Source organism: Pedobacter yonginensis, assembly GCF_003173595.1.
Classification (GTDB): domain Bacteria; phylum Bacteroidota; class Bacteroidia; order Sphingobacteriales; family Sphingobacteriaceae; genus Pedobacter; species Pedobacter yonginense.
The window spans coordinates 255,105-277,134 of record NZ_QGNZ01000003.1 but is presented as its reverse complement, the minus strand read 5'-3'; the positions used below and the strand labels follow the sequence as shown (position 1 = coordinate 277,134).

At 39.2% G+C, this 22,030-nt stretch carries 18 protein-coding genes; 15 read left to right on the top strand and 3 right to left on the bottom strand.

Annotated elements, in window-relative coordinates; genetic code table 11:
* Positions 1-7: 7 nt before the first annotated feature.
* The 15 genes from DHW03_RS12840 (at position 8) to DHW03_RS12770 (ending at position 19,784) form a co-directional block, all read left to right on the top strand.
* The gene (locus DHW03_RS12840; RefSeq protein ID WP_109926251.1) at positions 8-1,834 is read left to right on the top strand and encodes a RagB/SusD family nutrient uptake outer membrane protein; all 1,827 of its coding nucleotides are present in this window, start codon (positions 8-10) and stop codon (positions 1,832-1,834) included.
* A gap of 58 nt (positions 1,835-1,892) precedes the next feature.
* Positions 1,893-2,861, top strand: a complete 969-nt coding sequence (locus DHW03_RS12835; RefSeq protein ID WP_109926623.1) for a hypothetical protein — start codon at positions 1,893-1,895, stop codon at positions 2,859-2,861.
* A gap of 73 nt (positions 2,862-2,934) precedes the next feature.
* Positions 2,935-3,912 carry a basic secretory protein-like protein gene (locus DHW03_RS12830; protein ID WP_109926250.1) on the top strand — a complete coding sequence of 326 codons (978 nt, stop codon included), beginning with the start codon at positions 2,935-2,937 and terminating at the stop codon, positions 3,910-3,912.
* A gap of 5 nt (positions 3,913-3,917) precedes the next feature.
* Positions 3,918-4,589: a basic secretory protein-like protein gene (locus DHW03_RS12825; protein WP_109926249.1), complete on the top strand. Its 672-nt coding sequence runs from the start codon at positions 3,918-3,920 to the stop codon at positions 4,587-4,589.
* Between the two features lie 181 nt (positions 4,590-4,770).
* The gene (locus DHW03_RS12820; protein WP_109926248.1) at positions 4,771-5,685 is read left to right on the top strand and encodes an ROK family protein; all 915 of its coding nucleotides are present in this window, start codon (positions 4,771-4,773) and stop codon (positions 5,683-5,685) included.
* 108 nt (positions 5,686-5,793) lie between these two features.
* Positions 5,794-6,477, top strand: coding sequence for a basic secretory protein-like protein (locus DHW03_RS12815; RefSeq protein WP_109926247.1), 684 nt, complete (start codon positions 5,794-5,796; stop codon positions 6,475-6,477).
* Between the two features lie 25 nt (positions 6,478-6,502).
* The gene (locus tag DHW03_RS12810) at positions 6,503-8,791 is read left to right on the top strand and encodes a GH92 family glycosyl hydrolase (RefSeq protein ID WP_109926246.1); all 2,289 of its coding nucleotides are present in this window, start codon (positions 6,503-6,505) and stop codon (positions 8,789-8,791) included.
* Positions 8,792-8,880: 89 nt separating this feature from the next.
* Positions 8,881-10,287, top strand: coding sequence for a 3-keto-disaccharide hydrolase (locus DHW03_RS12805; protein ID WP_109926245.1), 1,407 nt, complete (start codon positions 8,881-8,883; stop codon positions 10,285-10,287).
* Positions 10,288-10,295: 8 nt separating this feature from the next.
* The gene (locus DHW03_RS12800) at positions 10,296-12,257 is read left to right on the top strand and encodes a c-type cytochrome (protein ID WP_240618530.1); all 1,962 of its coding nucleotides are present in this window, start codon (positions 10,296-10,298) and stop codon (positions 12,255-12,257) included.
* 68 nt (positions 12,258-12,325) lie between these two features.
* Positions 12,326-14,674, top strand: a complete 2,349-nt coding sequence (locus DHW03_RS12795; RefSeq protein WP_109926243.1) for a TonB-dependent receptor — start codon at positions 12,326-12,328, stop codon at positions 14,672-14,674.
* Between the two features lie 201 nt (positions 14,675-14,875).
* On the top strand, positions 14,876-15,565 hold the full coding sequence (gene rpiA, locus DHW03_RS12790; RefSeq protein WP_109926242.1) for a ribose-5-phosphate isomerase RpiA: 690 nt from the start codon (positions 14,876-14,878) through the stop codon (positions 15,563-15,565).
* 180 nt (positions 15,566-15,745) lie between these two features.
* Positions 15,746-16,135 (top strand): 5-fold beta-flower protein, encoded by a 390-nt coding sequence (locus DHW03_RS12785; RefSeq protein WP_109926241.1) that lies wholly within the window; start codon positions 15,746-15,748, stop codon positions 16,133-16,135.
* Between the two features lie 311 nt (positions 16,136-16,446).
* The gene (locus tag DHW03_RS12780; RefSeq protein ID WP_109926240.1) at positions 16,447-16,836 is read left to right on the top strand and encodes a LiaF transmembrane domain-containing protein; all 390 of its coding nucleotides are present in this window, start codon (positions 16,447-16,449) and stop codon (positions 16,834-16,836) included.
* 231 nt (positions 16,837-17,067) lie between these two features.
* Positions 17,068-18,387, top strand: coding sequence for an alpha/beta hydrolase (locus DHW03_RS12775; protein WP_109926239.1), 1,320 nt, complete (start codon positions 17,068-17,070; stop codon positions 18,385-18,387).
* 443 nt (positions 18,388-18,830) lie between these two features.
* Positions 18,831-19,784, top strand: a complete 954-nt coding sequence (locus tag DHW03_RS12770) for a YihY/virulence factor BrkB family protein (RefSeq protein ID WP_109926238.1) — start codon at positions 18,831-18,833, stop codon at positions 19,782-19,784.
* Between the two features lie 2 nt (positions 19,785-19,786).
* Here the strand turns inward: DHW03_RS12770 and DHW03_RS12765 are convergent, their stop codons facing one another.
* Genes DHW03_RS12765 through DHW03_RS12755 form a run of 3 tightly spaced genes read right to left on the bottom strand, consistent with a single transcriptional unit; the run spans position 19,787 to position 21,995 of the window.
* Positions 19,787-20,209 (bottom strand): secondary thiamine-phosphate synthase enzyme YjbQ, encoded by a 423-nt coding sequence (locus DHW03_RS12765; protein WP_109926237.1) that lies wholly within the window; start codon positions 20,207-20,209, stop codon positions 19,787-19,789.
* 11 nt (positions 20,210-20,220) lie between these two features.
* Positions 20,221-21,546 carry a M23 family metallopeptidase gene (locus tag DHW03_RS12760; RefSeq protein WP_109926236.1) on the bottom strand — a complete coding sequence of 442 codons (1,326 nt, stop codon included), beginning with the start codon at positions 21,544-21,546 and terminating at the stop codon, positions 20,221-20,223.
* Positions 21,547-21,554: 8 nt separating this feature from the next.
* Positions 21,555-21,995, bottom strand: coding sequence for a hypothetical protein (locus DHW03_RS12755; RefSeq protein ID WP_109926235.1), 441 nt, complete (start codon positions 21,993-21,995; stop codon positions 21,555-21,557).
* Between the last annotated feature and the right edge of the window lie 35 nt (positions 21,996-22,030).

The following is a 22,030-nucleotide window of genomic DNA, read 5'->3' as shown; positions in this document are numbered from 1 at the left end:
AAAAAGAATGAAAAAAATATTAATATATACAGTTGGCGCATTGTTGTTGGTAAGCAACTCTGGCTGTAAGAAATTTTTAAATCAAGTACCTGATGATCGACTTACCTTTGATCAGTTGTATCAAAGAAAATCTACTGTAGATCAGGCATTGGCAAACGTGTATTCTACCTTGCCAGATCAAAATCAAGATCGTTCGGCAAGCGCTTCAGGAAACATTGGCCCATGGACAGCCGCTTCTGACGAAGCTGATTATACCTTACCTAATTTTACCGAAAGTGTAAACTCAGGTGCTTGGGATGCTACCAGCGCTAACGTAAACTATCACTGGCAAACTTACTATCGTGGTATTCAAGCCGCCAGTTCTTTCATGGCAAATGTAACCAGATGTACAGATTGTAACATTGGGGGTATAGATTTGGTTAATCGTTACTACAATGAAGCCAGAGCTTTACGTGCCATTTATTACTATTACTTAATCAGACAATATGGTCCGGTAATTTTATTAGGAAACGATCCAATTGCATCTGATGCACCACTTGAGGTAATCAGTAAGCCACGTAACTCGATGGATGAGTGTGTAGATTACATCGTGAGCGAATTAGATGCAACCATCTCTCGTTTACCAGCTGTGCCACAAGCAAATGAAGATTATGGGCACATCACAGCATCTGTTGCCGAGGCCTATAAAATTAAAACATTGCTAACAGCTGCTCGTCCATTATTCAATGGAAATACAGATTATGCTAACTTGAGAAACCAAGACGGTAAACAATTAATTTCTCAAACCTACAATGTTGCAAAATGGACCAGATTAGCTACTGCTGCAAAGGCGTTCTTAAACAACCCGAATTATTCTAGCTATGCACTTTACACTGTTGCATCTACGCCATCGGGCTTGCCAAATACAGCTTTTAACCGGGCATTTATTGCAACCAGAGATGTATTTTTAACCGGATGGAATTCTGAAATTATTTTCGGAAGAGGCGGCGATGTTACCTTCTATCAGTATTCTTTAGCGCCAAATCATAACGGTGCTTCCGGTGGCGATAAAGGAGGTTCATTCTTATCACCATCGCAACAACTGGTAGATGCATTTTTTACTGCAAATGGCTTACCAATTGAAAACGACCCAACTTATACGGCTAATGGAACATCTAATTTTCAAGCGCCAGATCCAAACGATCAAAGTGCGCCAAGGATGGTAAGCAACATGTATGTAAACCGCGAACCACGTTTTTATGCAGATATTACCTATACCGGCCGTAAGTGGATTAACCCGCAATCAAACATCATTACCGATTTTACCAATAGCGGTAACGCAGGTAAAGGTGCAATTGCGAATAACGATTACACCAAAACAGGTTACACTTCAAGAAAACATTTAACTGTTGCCGGTTGGACAAGCGGTAGAGCATTGTTTACCTCTATCAGATTGGCAGAAATTTATTTAGATTATATCGAAGCCTTGCAAGAGTCGAATCCGTCAGACCCAGATATTCTAATCTATTTAAACAGAATTCGTACCAGAGCAGGCATTCCAGTGTATGGAAGCGGTGGTCTCCCAATCCCAACGGATATGAGAGATGCCATCCGTAGAGAAAGACGCGTTGAACTTGCCTTTGAGTTAGATCGTTATTTCTACACCAGAGAATGGAAGATTGCGGAAACCACTGATACGCAAATTAGAGGTTTAAACATTTCACAAAATGCACCTGCATTTTATACTCCGGTGGTAACTGAAAATAGAGTTTTCCAAAAGAAACACTATTTATGGCCAATACCAAACGGTGAAATTCAAAAAGTACCTGTTATTGTACAAAATACAGGCTGGTAAAAATAATGAAGCATCGGGTAAGCGCCCGGTGCTTTTTTTAACTCATAATACGCTTACTATGAAAAACATTTTCCCTTTATATACCATGGTGATTTTTGCTTTACTTGCATGCAATGGCAAAAAGGAAATCGAAACCATAAAGCCTGCACCGCCAATTGTAGAAGCAGTTGATCCGCCCGATGCACCGCCCAGAACATGGAAAGAACATTGGTTTGAACACATTCAGCTGCTCAATCGAGTGTATTACGATACAAGCGTAGTGGTGTATTACGATGGTGATGTTAAGCCAACCATTGCCTGGCCAAAAACCTATATGGCAGAAGCTTGGAACTACACTAAAAAAACCTATGGCAAATTTGGTGATGACAGCCGTTTATTTGTAATTTATCATTCGGGTAAATACAGTGGTGGACATCCGGGCACCTATTTAGATGCCGGCCACGATTATAGAAACGTAACAGATTGCGGTGCCAATAGCTTAGATGCCTGGACAACTGGCGTTGATAATGACATCGATTTATCTACCCACGAAATTGGGCACATTGTAGAAGGAGCATCAAAGGGGGTTAAAGAATCGCCCGCCTTCGACATTTGGCACGACAGTAAGTGGATGGAAATTTATCAATATGATGTGTATTTGGGTTTGGGAAGAACTGCCGATGCACAACGCTGGTATAATAAAATGATGACCACAACCGATAGCTATCCGAAGGCAGGTACGCAATGGTTTAAAAATTGGTTTCTACCCATTTACGAAAACTATGGAAAAGCAAAAGCTTTAAACGGCTTCTTCACCTTGCTATCTCAAAATTTCCCTAAACAACAATTAACCGTTCAGAGTAAAAGCTATCAACAATACACCAGAAAGATGAACCTGGGTGAGTTTATTCACTTTTGGAGTGGTGCAGCTAAAGCCGATTTAGCCCCATTAGCGTTAACCGCTTTTGGAGCGAAAGACGAAAAAGGTGCAGATTGGGCACCCATGCTTGCTCAAGCAAAAAGAGATTTTCCAAACATTATTTATTAATTAATGCTCAATTTAGAGATTCCGTTATTTGGAATCTCTTTTTTCCGTTTATAAACACACAAAGAACAAAACCATGATTAAGAAATTTTTAGTATTCATTTTGTTGGCCTGCTCTTTTACCGCATTTGCGCAAAGAAACAGAGATTTTCAAATTGCGATTAACGACCCGGCGAATGTATTGGATGCCGAAACCAAAAGCAATTTAACCGCCGCATTTAACCTGCAATACCCAATATTTGCGAATGCAGATGGCTACAGAACAAAAAGAAGTGTAGTGTTGGAAGTGGCCAATCCAGAAACCGAAACCATCAAAGCAAAAGCAGGCGAAATTAAAGTAAACAGCGATTGGGTTAAAGGAAAATCTTTAAAAAAAATAAATAAGGAACTTTGGGCTGCGCTTGCAAAAAATTGGTCGTCATACAGTACCAATCAGCATAAAGGTTACAAACTTACCTTCATTAGCAAAGATCCAAATTTAGACCCCACGGTGAGACAAAACCTAATTGATACCTATTTCGAGATTTATCCAACTTTGGTGAAAACCTTCAACGAAAAATCTACACACGACGTGCTATTTGTGGTTGATACTGCCTATAAAGCGGTTGCAGAAGCCAGTGGAAACCGAATACTTTTTAGCGCAGGTTACATGAAAGCACATCCAACTGATATTGATGTAGTAACCCACGAAACCATGCACATTGTACAAGGTTACGGATATTCTGCCGGCCCCGTTTGGTTAACAGAGGGTATTGCCGATTATGTACGCTATAAATATGGTGTAGATAACGTAGGCTCTAAATGGAGCTTGCCAGCCTATAACGAGAAACAGAGTTACAAAAATAGCTACCGCATTACTGCTCGTTTTTTTGCTTGGTTGGAACAAAATGTAAAACCAGGCCTAATTGCGAAGCTCGATGAGCAATTGAGAGCACATCAATACACAGAGCAATCGTGGGTAACATTTACAGGCAAAACGGTCGATCAGCTTTGGGATGATTATGGGAAAAACCCATCCGTAGAATTAAAATACAGCGATAAGAAATCAAAATAACAATCATGAAAAAATATAAATTAATGCTCTCCCTATTTTGCCTCCTATTATTTTGTAAGGTACAAGCACAAAAAGAGCAGGTTATTACAAGAGGCGATTACACTTTGGTTTTTTTAGATAATTCCAATCTCATTGCTGAAGAATTGGGGCAAAAACTCATCAATACATTTTTTGAGGTTTACCCGAAAATGGTTGCTGATTATAATCCTTCTGCAAAAAAAAGGGTTACCCTTTCTATTGATATTAATTATCCAAGGGTGGCAATATCTGGCAATGGAAAGATTTTAATTGGTGCTGTTTGGATGCAGAAACATCCTGAGGATACAGATTTGGTAACGCATGAATTGGTGCACATTGTGCAGGATTTTAAAGCGCTCGGGCCAGAGTGGTTAATTGAAGGCCTAGCAGATTGTGGACGGTTTGAGTATGGACTTAACAATGCAGCGGCGGCATGGAGTTTGCCCTCGGTTCATCCTTTGCAAAGTTATAAAATAGGGTATAGGGTTGCAGCTAGATTTTTACTGTGGTTGAATAAGTATCAAGAATCAACAACTATTTTTCAGCTCAACACCGCTTTAAAGTACGATACATATTCTGAACAGACTTGGAAAGAAATTACAGGCAAAAGCCTCGACGAACTTTGGGCGCTTTACCTAAAAAATAACGATATAGATTAGCAATCATGTTACCTGAAATAAGGGGGTAAAGCATTATTTTTGGCATTTTAAAACAACAGCTACGCATGTTGCACCCCCAACAGCGCTAGTAAAAAAACGTTTATGAACGAAAAAGCATAAACATTGAGCGGGAAAGAGATAAATTTGATAACTGAGTAGATTGAGCAGATACCGTATTTTAATGAAAGAAGATAGTTTGATAAAAGAAGAAAATGAGCCAGTAGCACTCGGCGTAGATATTGGAGGCTCACACATCACAACAGGAATTGTAAACCTAAACGAAGGAACTTTAATATCAGAATCGATAAAAAGGAGTTTTATTGATTCTAACGGATCAGCAGAAAGCATTTTAACAGGTTGGGCAACCATCATTCAAGAATCTTTTAACAGCTATGATGGCACAGAGAAACGAATCGGGATTGCAATGCCCGGGCCTTTCGATTATGAGAAAGGCATTTCGTTAATAAAAGATCAAGATAAGTTTAAGGCGTTATATCAGGTTAATATAAAACAAGAATTGGCCATCCGATTAAATATCCAGACAGAGTGCATTCGTTTTATAAACGATGCGGCAGGTTTTTTACAGGGTGAGGTTTTTGCAGGTGCAGCAAAAGGAAATGCCAATGTAATGGGCTTAACTTTGGGTACAGGATTGGGATCGGCCTTTTGTATAGATTATGAAGCCACCGACGCAGGGCTCTGGGATTCGAGTTTTCTAAATGGCATTGCCGAAGATTATCTTTCTACCCAATGGTTTGTTAAACGCTATAAGCAACTTACCAATACAACCTTGCCTGGCGTAAAAGAACTGGTTGCTTTAGGGCCATCAAATCAAAATGCCATTCGGGTTTTTATGGAGTTTGGTAACCATTTGGCAAAATTTCTAATCCCGATAATTAAACAACATAAAATTGACATCGTAATTATAGGTGGAAATATTGCACAAGCGTTTGATGAGTTCTCACCAGAGTTGGTTGCAACCCTAAGAGGGAACAAAATCGAGGCCGCAATAAAAATTTCAGAACTCAAAGAAAATGCCGCTTTAATTGGTGCTGCGGGCTGTTGGGATGATACATACCAATCAATTAACGCCTAAAACAAAAATGTTATAAAAAAAAATTTCGATGTTTAGTAAAACGTTTTACATATTATATTTATTTTGCGGAACAATAAACTAACCAAAATCGAAAAATCACAGATTTAAATGAAAAAAATAATTTTCTCATGCGTTTTGGCAACGTTTGCTTGGTTGCCCTTCAAATCAGTAAAAGCTCAGGAAACCATTAAGAAAAATGGCTATACCCTTTCTTTTGAGAGCAACTTTGCAGGATTAGATCCTCAATTGAAAAAGCGATTGATCAAAACCTTTTTCGAAGTGTATCCTAAATTGGCTAAAGAATATAACCCATCTACCATGAAACAGGTTAAATTTTTTGTGGATACAAACTATAAAGGCGTAGCCGCAACCAGCGATGGTAAAGTAACCTTTAGCTCCATTTGGATGATTAATCACCCAGAAGATATTGACGTGGTAACCCATGAGGTAATGCACATTGTACAAGATTATGGCAGAAGTGTAGGTCCAGGTTGGTTAACCGAAGGCATTGCCGATTATGCTCGCTATAAATTCGGTGTAGATAATGCAGGTGCCGATTGGACTTTACCCGAATTAAAACCAGAGCATTCCTACAAAAACAGCTACAGAATTACAGCCAGATTTTTTGCTTGGATAGAGAAATACATTAAACCCGGCACCATTAAAGCCGTTGATGATTCCTTAAGAGACCATACCTATACCGCGGCCATTTGGACAAAACTAACAGGCAAAAACCTAGATGAACTTTGGAGCGATTACGTAAGCAACCCTTCACTAGAAAAATCAAAATAGAAACACATAAACTGAAATATACAAAATGAAAAAACTGTTCATCGCCTTATTAAGTTTTGCAGCTTCAACCAGCTTTGCACAAACTGTGGGCAAAATTACCGATCCGGTAGATTGGATAAACCCACTTATGGGTACGCAATCCAAACCAGATTTATCAAATGGCAATACATATCCGGCAATAGGCCTACCTTGGGGTATGAATATGTGGAGCCCGCAAACCGGAAAAAACGGCGATGGCTGGGCCTACGTTTACAACGCCGATAAAATTCGTGGGTTTAAACAAACCCATCAACCCTCACCATGGATGAACGATTACGGCGCTTTTTCAATTATGCCAGTAACAGGCAAATTAAAATTTACCGATGATGACCGAGCCAGCTGGTTTAGCCACAAGGCAGAAGTATCAAAACCATATTACTACAGCGTTTATTTGGCTGATGCCGATGTAACAACAGAAATTACCCCAACAGAAAGAGCCGCCCAATTTAGGTTTACCTTCCCAAAAACAGATAGCGCATTTGTGGTTGTAGATGCTCAAGATAGAGGCTCATACATTAAAATTATCCCAACAGAACGCAAAATTATCGGTTATACAACCAAATATGCACGCGGCCCATTGCCTAAAAACTTTAAAAACTACTTTGTAATCTATTTCAATAAAGATTTCAAACTGGCAAAAACTTGGGAAGACAAAAAACTTAACGATAAGGATTTAGAATTAACCGTAAACCACGCTGGTGCCGTAATTGGTTTTCAAACCGCAAAAGGCGAACAAGTAACCGCCAAGGTAGCATCTTCATTTATCAGTTTCGAGCAAGCAGAAATCAACCTCAAAAGAGAATTGGAAAATGATGGTTTCGATGCTACAAAAGCAAAAGGAAGAGCCGTTTGGAACAAAACTTTAAGTAAAATTGCTGTAGAAGGCGGCACAATCGATCAAACCCGTACCTTCTATTCTTGCATGTACCGTACCTTATTTTTCCCAAATAAATTGTACGAGGTAGATGCTCAAAACCAAATCGTGCACTGGAGCCCGTACACAGGCGAAGTAAAGCCTGGTTACATGTTTGCAGGAACCGGTTTTTGGGATACATTTAGAGCGTTATATCCTTTCTTAAACTTGGTTTATCCATCCATCAATAAGGAGATGCAGCAAGGCTTAATTAACGACTATAAAGAAGGCGGTTGGTTACCAGAGTGGAGCAGTCCGGGTTACGCCAACATTATGGTGGGTAACAACTCCGCTTCTGTAGTGGCCGATGCTTACATCAAAGGAATGCGTGGTTACGACATTAACACGCTATGGGATGCTGTTAAACATGGCGCCAATAATGAAGGACCAATGGACGCTGTAGGTCGCGATGGTGTTAAATATTATAATGAGTTGGGTTACGTTCCATTTGATGTTAAAAAGAATGAAAACGCGGCCAAAACCCTGGAATATGCTTACGATGACTTTACCATTTATCAATTGGGAAGAGCATTGGGTAAACCCGCATCAGAAATCGATATTTACAAAAAAAGAGCTATGAATTACAAAAACCTTTTTGATCCTGCATCTGGCTTAATGCGTGGCAAAAATCAAAATGGTACATTCCAAACGCCTTTTAGTCCTTTTAAATGGGGAGGCGCCTTTACCGAAGGAAACAGCTGGCACTACACCTGGTCTGTTTTTCAAGATGTGGATGGTTTAGCCAAACTAATGGGTGGACACGAAAAGTTCGTAACCAAACTGGATTCAGTGTTTTCAATGCCTCCTGTATTTGATGAAAGTGCTTATGGCGGTGTAATTCACGAAATTCGCGAAATGCAAATTGCAAATATGGGTCAGTATGCACACGGAAATCAACCCATCCAACACATGATTTATCTGTACAACTATGGTGGCGCACCCTATAAAACTCAATATTGGGTTAGAGAAACCATGAACAGAATGTATAAATCAACCCCAGATGGTTACTGTGGCGATGAAGATAACGGTCAAACCTCTGCATGGTATGTATTCTCAGCCATGGGCTTTTATCCAGTTACCCCTGCGACAGATCAGTATGTATTGGGTGCACCATTGTTTAAAAAGATAACCCTTACTTTAGAAAACGGTAAAACAGTAGTGATTAACGCAGGCGCAAATAGCGATAGCAATCGTTATGTACAATCGTTGCAGTTAAATGGAAAGCCGTATTCTAAAAACTGGATTAGCCATAGCGGTTTGCAAAATGGAGCGGTGTTAAACTTTAACATGACGGCAGCGCCAAACAAAACCCGAGGTTCAAATCCTGTTGATTTCCCATATTCGTTATCAACTGAAAAATAAAATCTATTTTCGGGTGGAGGAATGCTTCACCCGAAAATTTTAAGCTAAATATAATTAGTCATAACAGGCTAATAACAAACAAACCAAATATGAAATTGAACGTCTTAAAGGCGGGTTGCGTAACCATACTCTGGCTCAGCGGAACCTTACTGGCCTACAGCCAGCGCGTAGATCTTAAAGATCTTTCTGCATTTAAAAATCCCGCAAAATCATGGTCATTAGCAGGAAATGTTTTTGCCGAATTAAACAAAGAAAACACATTAAAAACCACAAAAGGCACAGGTATTCTGATCAATGAGTCGTCTGCAAAAAGCGCAGGGTCTGATTTATATACCAACACCGAATTTGGCGATGCTTTAATCGAACTTGATTATTTAACCGCAAAGGGAACCAATTCCGGAATTTATCTGCAAGGCAATTATGAAATTCAAATTGATGATGCTTGGGGTTTAAGAAATTCCACATCAGCAAATAATGGGGGCATTTACGAACGTTGGAACGACTCAAAACCTGATGGAGAAAAAGGATTTGGTGGTATTGCACCACGTCAAAATGCTAGCAAAGCACCAGGTTTATGGCAACACATTAAAATTGTATTTCAAGCACCAAAATTTAACGGAGCCGAAAAAGTTCAGAATGCAAAAATAATCAGTGTAGAGTTAAATGGAATTACCATACACGAAAATGTAGAATTGTTTGGCGCAACGAGAGGAGCAGCAGGCGCAGAAAAAGCCACCGGCCCATTGCGCCTCCAAGGCGATCATGGATCGGTAGCCTTTAAAAATATCGAGATTACACCGCTTACTCAAATGCCAAGAAACAATCAAGGTAATGATGATGATCCCATTTATGTAGATGCAACGAGCAACAACATGATCCGCAGCTTTATTGATGTTGTGCCAGGCGTGCGTTCGGTGCATGCAATTTCTGTAGGTGGCCCAGAAAAAGTAGCTTACAGTTACGATTTAGATAACGGCACCCTTTTACAAGGATGGCACGGCGGTTTTATCGATGCAACACCAATGTGGCACGATCGCGGTAACGGAACATCTCGTCCGCTAGGCAGCATTACCCGCCTAACCAAAAAACCAGTTTTAGCCATTGCACGCTTAGCCAGCGATAAAGATAAATGGATTCCGGATACAGCAGGAACAGGTTTTCGCACAAAAGGTTATGTGCTGGATAATCAAGAACGACCAGAATTTAAGTACATCATCTACGGCACAAATGTTACCGATGCCGTTAAGGTTATGGATAATGGCCAAGGTTTAAGCCGAGAAATTTCTGTAGATAAACCATCAAAAGATTTATATTTTCTTTTGGCTACGGCATCAAATGTAGAAGAAGTATCAAAAGGTTTATACCTAATTGACGATAAATCTTACTATCTACAATTCCCTGAAGGCGCCTCAAAACCGATAATTAGAGATGTGGATGGAAAGAAAGAAATTATTGTAGCCATTGGCACTAAGTTAACTTATGCCATTTTGTTTTAATCTGAATAATGATGAGATACACATTTAAAACACTAACGATACTTGCATTAAGTTTAAGTTTTTCTACACTTTTTGCACAAGAAACACCGAAAGAAGAAGATTTTTTCAGGATAAATAAAGTAAAAGTGCCCGAAGGGCCAATTTTAGAAGTGGGTGGCTTAGTTACCCTTCCAAATGGCGATTTAGGAATTTCTACCCGTAGAGGCGAAGTTTACATTGTACAAAACCCAACAAGCACTAAACCCTATTGGAAAAGATTTGCTTATGGCTTGCACGAAATTTTGGGTTTAGCTTATAAAGATGGTGCGCTTTACGTTGCACAACGAGGCGAATTAACCAAACTTATCGATAAAGATATGGATGGCAAAGCCGATGTGTATGAAACCGTTTATGCATGGCCTTTAAGTGGTCATTACCACGAATATAGTTTCGGGCCTAAAATAGCTGCCGATGGTACCTTTTTAGTAACTGCAAACGTTGCCTTTGGCGATGAAGAATGGTGGAGAGCCGAAAGCCGCGTACCCATGCGTGGTTGGGCAATGAACATTACAGAGGATGGGAAAATGACTCCTTATGCAGCAGGTTTCCGTTCGCCAGCAGGAATTGGTATGTTAGATAATCAATTTTATTATACCGAAAATCAGGGCGATTGGGTAGGTTCTGGTGGTTTATGGAAAGTAAACAAAGGCGATTTTATGGGGCACCCTGCAAGTTTACGTTGGACCAGCAGGTCAGATTCTCCAGTTAAGTTGCAATCCGATTTCTTCTATTCTAAAATGGATGAACGTCGAATCAAAAACGAACAAGGCCGTTACATCAAACCAGAAAATAGAGTTAACGAAACCTTCAAAACCCTTTTCGAAATGAAAAAGGAATTTCCAGAATTGCGTTTGCCAGCCGTTTGGTTGCCATACGGTATTTTAGGAATTTCTTCCTCTGAGCCTGTTAAAATTCCTGCCAATAGTTTTGGGCCATTTGCCGGACAAATCTTAGTGGGCGACCAAGGGATGAGTATCATTTCCCGAATTTTTATGGAAACCGTAAAAGGCGAGGAGCAAGGCGCATCATTCTTATTCCGCAAAGGTTTCCGATCAGGCGTTTTAAGGTTGGCATGGGGAACAGATGGTTCTTTATTCGTAGGCGAAACCAACCGGGGTTGGGGATCTGCAGGCGATGCCAATGAAGGTTTAGAAAGGTTGGTGTACAACAATAAAATTCCTTTCGAAATGAAAGCCGTAAGAGCAATGCCTGATGGCTTCGAAATCGAATTTACAAAACCTGTTGATCGTAAATCTGCCGAAGATTTGGCATCCTATTCAGCAGAAAGTTTCATTTACAAATATCACCCAGTATATGGTTCCCCACCTGTAAACACAGAAAAATTAAAAATATCTGGTGTTAAGGTTTCAGCCGATGGTTTAAAAGCCAGAATCATTGTTCAAAATCTTCGTCAATATTACATCCATACCCTAACCTTGGATGGCTTAAGATCGCAAGATGGTTTCTACTCATTAATTCATCCGGTTGCTTTTTACACGCTAAACCAAATTCCTGATGGAAATAAATTGTCGTTAAAGGAAGTGAGCACACGCAACTCTGAATCAGTACCAACAACATCTGCGGCAGCAAAAAAAGCCGCAACCCCAAAAGTGCCAGCGAAAGCACCAGAATCAAAAGTAGTAGCCGCAAAACCTGTTCTTGCCGCAGCAAAAGCCCCTACTTTTAAAGAAGTAGAAGGCCTGTTAACCAAAAACACATGTTTGGCCTGTCATAACGCAACAAAAAGGCAAATCGGCCCTCCATTTGTAGAAATCGCAAAAAGGAAGTATTCTGGAGATAAAATTTACCAATTGATTCACAACCCACAACCGCAAAACTGGCCGGGTTATTCAACAGAAATGCCACCAATGCCACAAGTAACCAAAGCAGAAGCTTTAAAAATTGCAGCTTGGATTAATTCTTTAAAATAAATATTAGTTAATTGTTAGTTTAGTGCGGTTGGTGGAAACACCGACCGTTTCTATTTAAAAAAATTGAAATGAAAAAAATCATATCTCTGATATGCCTTAGTATAATCTTCAGCTTTGCAGCGAATGCACAGCAAAAATTATCAGGAACAGTTAAAGACAGTAAAAATGTTGCCTTACCCGCAATAAGCATACAAATTTTAAATACCAACTTAAATACTACAACCAATGCCGATGGCAATTTCGAGTTTAATACGGTTCCAGCCGGCAAGCTCAGCATTCGGTTCTCTGCCATAGGTTATGCCACCACCATTAAAACCATTACCAACAATCAAAATTTAGATGTGGTATTGGCAGATGCCAACTTAAAGCTCGATGAAGTAACAGTTTTTGCACAAAAAACAGAGGAAAACATTCAGAACGTTCCTATGAGCGTTACTGCCTTATCAGCAACGAAAGTAAACGATTACCGCATTCAAAATACTCGTGATTTGGCCACCATCGTTCCCAATTTGTACAGCAGTAATCCGGGAGATGGTAGAAATGTAACTTCAATTAGGGGTATTGGCACAACTTCATACGACCCTGCTGTGGCAACCTATATTGATGGCGTAAATCAGTTTGGTTTAGATACTTACATTGCTTCCTTATTTGATATAGAAAGAATTGAGGTACTTCGTGGCCCGCAAGGAACGCTTTACGGAAGAAATGCAATGGGTGGCGTAATCAACATCGTAACTAAACAACCCACCAATAATACAAATGGCTTTGCTGGGATAGATATCGGAAATTTTGGCCAACAGCGTTACAGCGCAGGTATTCGTACCGCTTTAATTAAAGATAAATTATTTTTCGGCGCTGCCGGATTGTATAACAAACAAAACGGTTTTTACACCAACACGTTTAACAACTCTAAATTCGACAAACTGCATGGCTACCTGGGTAATTATTATTTAAAGTTTCAAGCCAGTTCTAAATTTGCCTTAACGTTAAATGTAAAACACAACGAAAACAGAAATAATGGCACATTTCCGCTCGCAGGTTCAGTAGAAGAGGCGCTTACAAATCCCTTTCAGTTAAATCAAAATGCCACCACACAAATGGTTGATAATTTGTTTAACACTTCTTTATCGGCAAATTATTCTGGAGATGCCTTCAATTTCTCATCGCAAACCGCCTATCAATCCAACTACAGATATTACACCCAACCCATCGATGGAGATTTTTCTCCCATTGATGGCGTTTCCATCATCAATAATTATGGTAAAGATTGGAACAAGGTACAGGTATATACACAAGAAATTAAATTCAGTTCGCCAGCTTCAAGTACATCCAGTTTCAAATGGCTTGCGGGATTGTACGGTTTCCACCAATACAATCCAGTAAAGCAGGGTACTTTTTTTGGAGCCGACGGCCCGTTACTTGGCGCACCATTCCCTAATGTAACCAGCTTAAATACCAATACAGGTAAGAGCTATGGTTTAGCCGCTTTCGGGCAAGTTTCTTACGCCTTAACGGAAAAGTTAGAGGCCACTTTAGGTTTGCGTTATGATTACGAACATAAGAAGCAAAGTGCTTTAGGCCAATTTTTAATGGATGGTATGGAGCCAATCACCACCCAGAACGATACCAGCTCGACAGCCAATTTTAAAGCTTTCTCACCGAAATTTACATTGGCCTATGCTATTACCGAAAACAACAACCTTTATGGTAATTACAGCAGAGGCTATCGGGCAGGTGGCATTACTCAATTGGGTTCAGATCCATCTGTTTTACCATTGGTTTCATACAAACCAGAATACAGCAATAATTTCGAAATCGGATCAAAAAATACCTTCCTCAATAATCTTTTAACCCTCAATGTTTCTGCATTTTATATTCGCTTAACGGATGCCCAAGTGCCAGTGTTAATTCTGCCAGATGCAGTCACCGTAACCAGAAACGCAGGTAAGTTAACCAGTAAGGGTCTTGAAGCAGAACTATCTGCCAAACCTTTTAAAGGATTTAATGTGGACTATAATTTCGGTTACACAGATGCAAAATATACCTCACTTCAGTTGCCACAAAACGGCGCAATTGCAAATTTAGATGGAAACAGACAATTATATACGCCAAACTTAACATCCATGTTGGCTTTACAATATAGTTATGAGGTAGATAAAACCTCTAAACTAAATTTGGTAGCACGCGGCGAGTGGGCATTTACAGGAAATCAGTTTTACGATTTAGGCAACAACATCCAACAAAAAGGATATAACCTCTATAACGCCAAGATTGGAGTTACACAAAAGCATTTCGATTTGTTTTTGTGGGGTAGAAATTTAGGCAATAGAACCTACATTGATTACGCCTACGATTTTGGAGCTGCGCATTTGGGTAACCCTAAAACATATGGTGTTAGCCTTATGGTAAGATTTTAAAAAAGAAATGGGGATTCCACTATTGCAGAATCCCCATCATCTAAATTAACGCTCTCATATACATAAACGTTCTAAAACCAAATTATTGCCCTGCACAATATTTTTTTAAAATATTTCTTCTTTGCAGCCCAATCTATTTCAACGTGATTTTCTATTGTGGCTGTTTGCTTCCCATAGCGCAAATTTGTTTATTTTTACTCCATGAGCACCATAGATAAAACCCAGCAAGATGCAGAAAAGCGAGTAGCAGCACTCGAAGCCGTAAAGTTGATTAAAAATGGAGACGTTGTTGGTTTGGGTACAGGAACTACAGCTACATTTGCCATAGAAGAAATCGGGAAGCAAGTAGCTAAAGGTTTAAAAATTACCGCCGCGGCAAGTTCTAAAAGAACAGAAGATTTAGCCAAATCTTATGGAATTCAAATGCTTGATCTTCAAACACTCGGTTCAATAGATATCAGTATAGATGGAGCCGATGAATTTACAGAATCGCTAAACCTAATTAAAGGAGGTGGTGGCGCATTGTTTAGAGAAAAAATCATTGCATCTCTAAGTAAAAACAGAATCATTGTTACCGATGCATCTAAAAAAGTAGCGCAGTTAGGCGCATTTAAAGTACCTATAGAAGTTATTCCATTGGCGCTGCAATATGTGATGGATCAGGTAGCCAAGCTTAATGGCACAAGCACCTTAAGGCTGTTAAATCAAAAACCATTTATTACGGATAACGGCAATTTCATTATCGATGCCGATTTTGGCTTAATTGCCCAAGCAGAACACCTTGCTGAAGCCTTAAACCAAATAGATGGTTTGTTGGCACACGGCCTTTTTATCGGACTAACCAATAAAGTAATTATGGCTGGCGGTAATGGAGTGGTGGTTTTCGAGTAGCAAAACCATTTAAGCCATGTTCGGTAACACACAGAACATAATTTTTTTTTGATTTCAGCGCCCTAATTACTACATTTAACAACACCAAATCATCCTATTTTTTTACGTCCCGGTTATCCCAACTTTAATTCCAATGGTCAGTCTCTTAACGACTTAGGACAAATTAAAAAAATAGAAAAAATGAAAAAATTATTGATTTTGGTAGCCCTGCTACTCACATTTGGATTTGTAAATGCACAAAGAATGTATAATGGGTCAGGAAAGCAAATTGGAAGAGTAGATGGCGACAGATACTATGATGGATCTGGAAGGCAAATTGGGCGAGTAGATGGCCAAAGAATATACGACGGTTCTGGAAGGCAGATAGGACGGGTAGATGCGGATAAGTTGTATGATGGATCGGGGAGACAGATGGGAAGGGTTGATGGGGATAGACTCTACAATAGTTCTGGCCGGCAAGTGGGTCGAATTGATGGCGATAGAGTGTATGATGGCTCTGGCAGACAAATAGGAAGAGCCGATGGATTAAAAAAAATGCAAATCATCCTATTCTTCTATTTTTATAGCTAAATCTTCGGCAATAAAGATTCGGTTTTTACGCCACGATAACCATCCGATGGAAGTACGGGCAAACTGGTTAGCACCAACGCAAAAGCATACGCATGCGTTAGAAGGGGCATATTTTCTCGTTTCTAAATTTTTAATGTGCAACCAAGCGAGTATAAGAAATCTTTTTCACCGACATTTTCCACCTTCAAAATTCTTTAAAATATTTTAACCGATAGTTTTATCTTACTCACCGATAAATCAATCATATTGAAGGAAAATCCATTCTCAAGCGTTGCTATTCATGCTACATTTGAATATAAAAACAAAACGTCATGGAAACCTTCATCAAAAAAAATCAAGCAGACAAACAATTAGGATTAGGCATTTTAGTCCTTGTTATCGGATCCGTTTTCTTACTCAGAACCATCGGACTTGATCTACCACATTGGATTTTAAGCTGGCACACGGTAATGCTTGGCGCAGGCTTATGGATGGGTTATCGCCGCAACTTTACGGGCGGAGGATGGCTAGCCTTAACCATCATAGGCGGCATATTCACACTTAAAGACATCACCATTTTCGATTTTGCCTTATCAAAAATTACAACAGCCGTATTTTTAATCGGTTTCGGATTATACCTAATCTTAAAACCTAAAACCCATCAAGTTTTCAATTCATCCTTCGAAAAGAAACCGGTTGATTTCACTACAACAAAAAACTAAAATTCTCAACTCCATCATATATTTAAAAGGAACAGTTTCAACGCTGTTCCTTTTTTTTGGTCTTTGTTGAGCTAAACCATAACGGTTAACCATACAGCTGAAAAAATAAAATAAAGTGTTAAAAATAGTTAAAACTAAAAATATAGTTGTTTTTTAAAAATTTCGATGGTAAATATTATTAACTTTGATGTGTTATAAATAAATCAACCCAACCAAACACCTCATAAATACATGAAAAAGAGTATTTTATTTCTTGTTGCATTGCTATTTTCTACAGTAGCATTTTCACAGAACGTAATCAGTCTATTTAAAGGAGCAAACGATTTTTTTGCATTAATGCAAGAAGAAAAATTTGCCGATGCACGCGGATACTTTGATGAAAATATGAAATCGAAAGTAACCGAAGAAAATTTAAAGCAACTCTGGGTAGATATCAGTGCAAAGTTAGGGAAAGCTGAATATCTAGATGCTATTCAAAGTAAAACCCAAGGAGAATACTTTTCCGTAACGGTAGAAGGAAAATTTGCGAACGGAAGCCAAAACTTCTTAGTAGGTTTTAATAAAGAACAAAAAATTGTTGGTCTATTCTTGGTACCCGCACAAACCGTAAAAGACTATTTAAAACCCGCATATGCCGATACCAATTTATACACCGAAAAATCAGTATATCTCACCTCAGGGAAGCATCAGCTTGCAGCAATCATTACCACACCAAAAAACATTAAAAATTTCCCTGTAGTGGTTATGGTACACGGTTCTGGTCCTGCCGATATGGATGAAAGCGTTGGCGCAAACAAACCTTTTAAAGATTTAGCTTTAGGGCTTGCTAGTAAAGGAATTGCATCATTACGTTACGTTAAAAGAACTTTAATTTATGCCAATGAGTTTAGCGGAGCATTTACCGTTAAAGAAGAAGTTATGGATGATGCCGTTGCGGCAGTAGAATTGGCAAAAACCATTGCGAACGCCGATTTAAAAAATATTTATGTGTTTGGACATAGCTTGGGCGGGATGTTGGCTCCAAGAATTGCCACGCTCTCACCAGATTTAAGCGGCATTATTTTAGCCGCAGCACCAGCCAGAGCTTTTACAGATATGGTGATTGACCAGAACAAATATATGTTTGCCTTATCCAAAGATACGACTGAGCTGAATAGAAAAAGACTCGATACTGCAATTATGGACATCGAAAAAAGCAGAATAAAACAATTGGGTAAAACCATTAAACCCGACTCTGCAATTTTAGGATTACCAGCAAGTTACTGGATCGATTTAAACAATTTCGACCAAGTTGGTACCGCCAAAAAACTAAGCAAGCAAAGAATTTTCGTCATCCAAGGGGGCAACGATTTTCAAGTAACTAAAACGGATTTCGATATTTGGAACAACGCTTTAGGCAAAAAGAAAAACGCTAAGCTTAAATACTATCCAGAATTAAACCACTTGCTAAGCCCACAAACCGAAAAAGCAAGCGCAGCACAATACCAAATTCCGGTAAGTGTTTCGGAAACTTTAGTTAACGATTTAGTCGCCTTTATCAAAGAGAAATAGAATACATCGTTTTATAATTTAGGCCTAAATATTTAAGTACGCAGCGGCTTGGCAAGATGCCATCAAGAAGCAATCTTCCACTCAATTCGTTGTATAGAAAAGGTTAGGTAAAGCAGGTTCCTGTGCTTTAATGTTAGTACAGTCCCGCTTTACCTCCAAGCACAATGAAAAATTGTGGCTTTCCGTTCAATCGGGTTTGGAGCAGTTACATTAGTGCTACAATTTTGGCTTCCATGTTTGGTGAATCATCAACATCACGTCTATCAAATCCCACCTTTCAAACAACTGTGACTTCGTAAAATCCTATTGCAAATCTCGAAAAGCTTTTGGCAAGTTTGTTATGGGGCAGGAGTCAATAACCAATCATTTCCCAAACAAATCATAAATTATAAGGTTTAAACTGTAAGAAACTATTAACGTTAATACAAAATCTTATCAATTTTATGGCCAAGGAAAAAATAACTTTCAAAGGAATTTGGGGCATTTTAAAAGCATCATTCACTGGTTTCGGAGACCACAAAGTTACTAAGCTAAGTGGTTCACTAGCCTATTACACCGTATTTTCGATGGCACCTTTGTTAGTTGTAATCATCTCACTTTGTGCAATATTTTTAGGTAGGGAAGCCGCAGAAGGACAAATTTATAGTCAATTGGATGGCTTTTTAGGCAAGGAGAGTGCATTACAACTTCAGCAAATTATAAAAAATGCTTCTTTAAACGGTAAAGGTACAGTCGCATTTACCATTGGCCTAATTACGCTTCTGGTTGGTGCAACAACTATTTTTGGCGACATCCAAGATTCTATAAATACCATCTGGGGATTGAAACCTAAGCCGAAAAGAGGCTGGTTAAAAATGCTACAGAATCGGTTCCTTTCTTTTTCGGTCATTATCAGTTTAGGCTTTGTACTATTGGTTTCTTTAGGGGTAACAACCATTTTAGATACCTTTAGTAAAAGCTTACAAATGCGATATGCAGATGTTTCAGTAATTGTATTTTATGTACTTAACCAAGTGGTTACGCTGGCTGTAATCTCATTAATTTTTGGAGTAATCTTTAAAGTTTTACCAGATGCCATTATTAAGTGGAGAGACGTTATCGCCGGATCAGTGGTCACCGCACTACTGTTTATGGCAGGCAAGTTTGCCATATCGCTTTATATTGGCCAAAGTAATGTGGGCAGTACCTATGGCGCAGCTGGTTCATTAGTTGTGGTACTTCTCTGGACCTATTATTCCTCGATCATTTTATATTTTGGAGCAGAGTTTACGAAGGCCTATGCAGTAGCGTATGGATCAGAAATTTTCCCATCGCACTATGCCGTAACCACAAAAGAAGTAGAAATTGAAACCGGAAATAATTCAATTCAAGATAACCACCCTGGAATTGAGAAATAGCATTATTCACCCCAAGCGGTAATAACTAGTTTTCTTTGGCCACCATAATTACGATGTTCGCAGAGGTAAATGCCTTGCCAAGTGCCCAAAGCCAATCTTCCATTTCTGATCGGGATGCTTACTGAACTGCCAAGCATAGCCGCTTTTAAATGAGCAGGCATATCGTCTGATCCCTCATAATCATGTTCATAATCAGGATCATTTTCTGGAACAGCTTTGTTAAAGAACATTTCGAAGTCAACCCTAACCGTTGGGTCGGCATTTTCATTAATTGTGAGGGATGCCGAAGTATGCTGTATAAAAACTTGGCACATGCCAATTTGAATGTCTCTAATTTGTGGTAAAGCATTTAAGATTTCTTCCGTAATTAAATGGAAGCCACGCCTTCTTTCCATTAAGGAAATTGCTTGTTGGTACATCTTCATAATTTGTGGTGCTATTTAGTAATCCAGCCAATTTCCATATTCTCATTGTTTATCAGCTGGTAATTGCCAAAGGTACCTAAAACGCTAACCGTTTCGCCTTCCCTCAAATTTAATTTTTTTGGTGCTAAAGAATCTGGACGATTGTATAATGTAGTTTGATTAGCCTTAATTTTTAATTGCTTTAAAGGTTTGGTGGTTTGAGATAGATCAGCGTTTTTGATAAAGCCTACCCGGCCATCTGGTAACTCACTTTTATAAAAGTTGCTGCTTGCCGCATTTATGTTTACAATTGTACCTGTGGGTAGTGAAGATATAACATTCGCTTGAGCGGATGCATTAGCATATAACTTTACAACAGAAACGGTCCTTAATGTTTTATTTAAGTTAGTCAGTGATGCTGATATGGCAGCAGGTGTTTTCGATACAGGGTTGATGAATGGAAGTGGATTTACCGCACCGCTAAATTCATAAATGCCAAAGTGTAAATGAGTAGGCGTTGTTTTAGCATTACCGGTATTGCCCATTAAACCTAAAGTATCGCCAATTTTAACTTCTTGCCCTTCAATTGCAATTTGTTCATCTAGGTGGGCGTAATAAAGGGTGTAGTTTTTGCCCTTCGGGCGAAGCCAAACCACTTTGCCACCCAAATTATTTTCATTTACACGTGTCACCGTACCCTCCGCAATGGCCAATACAAGGCTTCGAAAGCGACCAAAAATATCTACACCTTCATGCTTTCTGGCATTATCGTCTCTTCCATCGCCCCAATAGCTCTTAATACTACTACTGCTTTTCGATGAGGTCGGGAAAGCCAAAGATGGTCCTGTTGTTATTTCCAGCGTATATTCAACACTCTGTAAAAGCTCAGGCTGTAGCCTCACCAAATAATCTCCACTCTCATCAATGTCAAACTGAATATTGTTTCCAAGCGTATCTCTTGAAGCCAATAATTTTGGGGTGTTTGTATTGGCTAAAAGCCAAAAATCTACATAAACCATTGTACCCTTGCTTGGTTTTTGGCTCAAGGAAATGTTAATCTTTTGCCCTTTTACAGCATTAAAACGGTAGGTAGCAACTGGTACTTTTTCTGCGGCAAAGTATCCTGTCTCTTTAAAGGGTATGGTTATCGATACAGGTTTCTGCAATCCAATTTCTGCCGATTGAATCCAGGCACTACCCATGGCTGTTTTATCTAAGCCAGCACTAATGAGTTTTCTCTGATAGGCTTCATGAGGAGAAGCCGCTTTAAATAGATTTACTGTGCCTGCCTTACATGCAAAGAGCGATAAAATACAAAGCAAGCTACAAAGTTTAAAAAGATGATCTCGTTTTTGCATACTTAACGTTAATCTTTATTCAATCTGTTTAGTACAGCAGCGGTAACCAATCCACCAATTAAATACCAAGAAACTGTTAATATTTTGGTTTTATCCGTTCTGGTAACGGGCGCATCATCTAAGCCCAGTTTACTAGGTAAACTTATCGCACCGAAACCAGCAGTAAGTCCGGCTAAAGCACCCTTTAAATAAACATTCTTATCCTTTCCATAACCAATCGCGCTGAAATAGAGGCTATTGCTTACCAAATCGCTAGCCAAGGTTGCTAGATATAGATGATCGCCGGTGGGTGCGCTTAAATTCATTTTGTGTAATGATTTAGATAGCGCTTCCTCACCAATTCGATGCACTTTTGGAGCGTCTTTATCAAACCTTCTAACGGTTTCGTGCAAAATGTTTAGTGCAGCAGCGCCCGCAAAATCTGCTAATAGTGCTTTTAATATCCTCATGCTATTAAAAGCTACTTAAAGCTTAAATTGTTTTA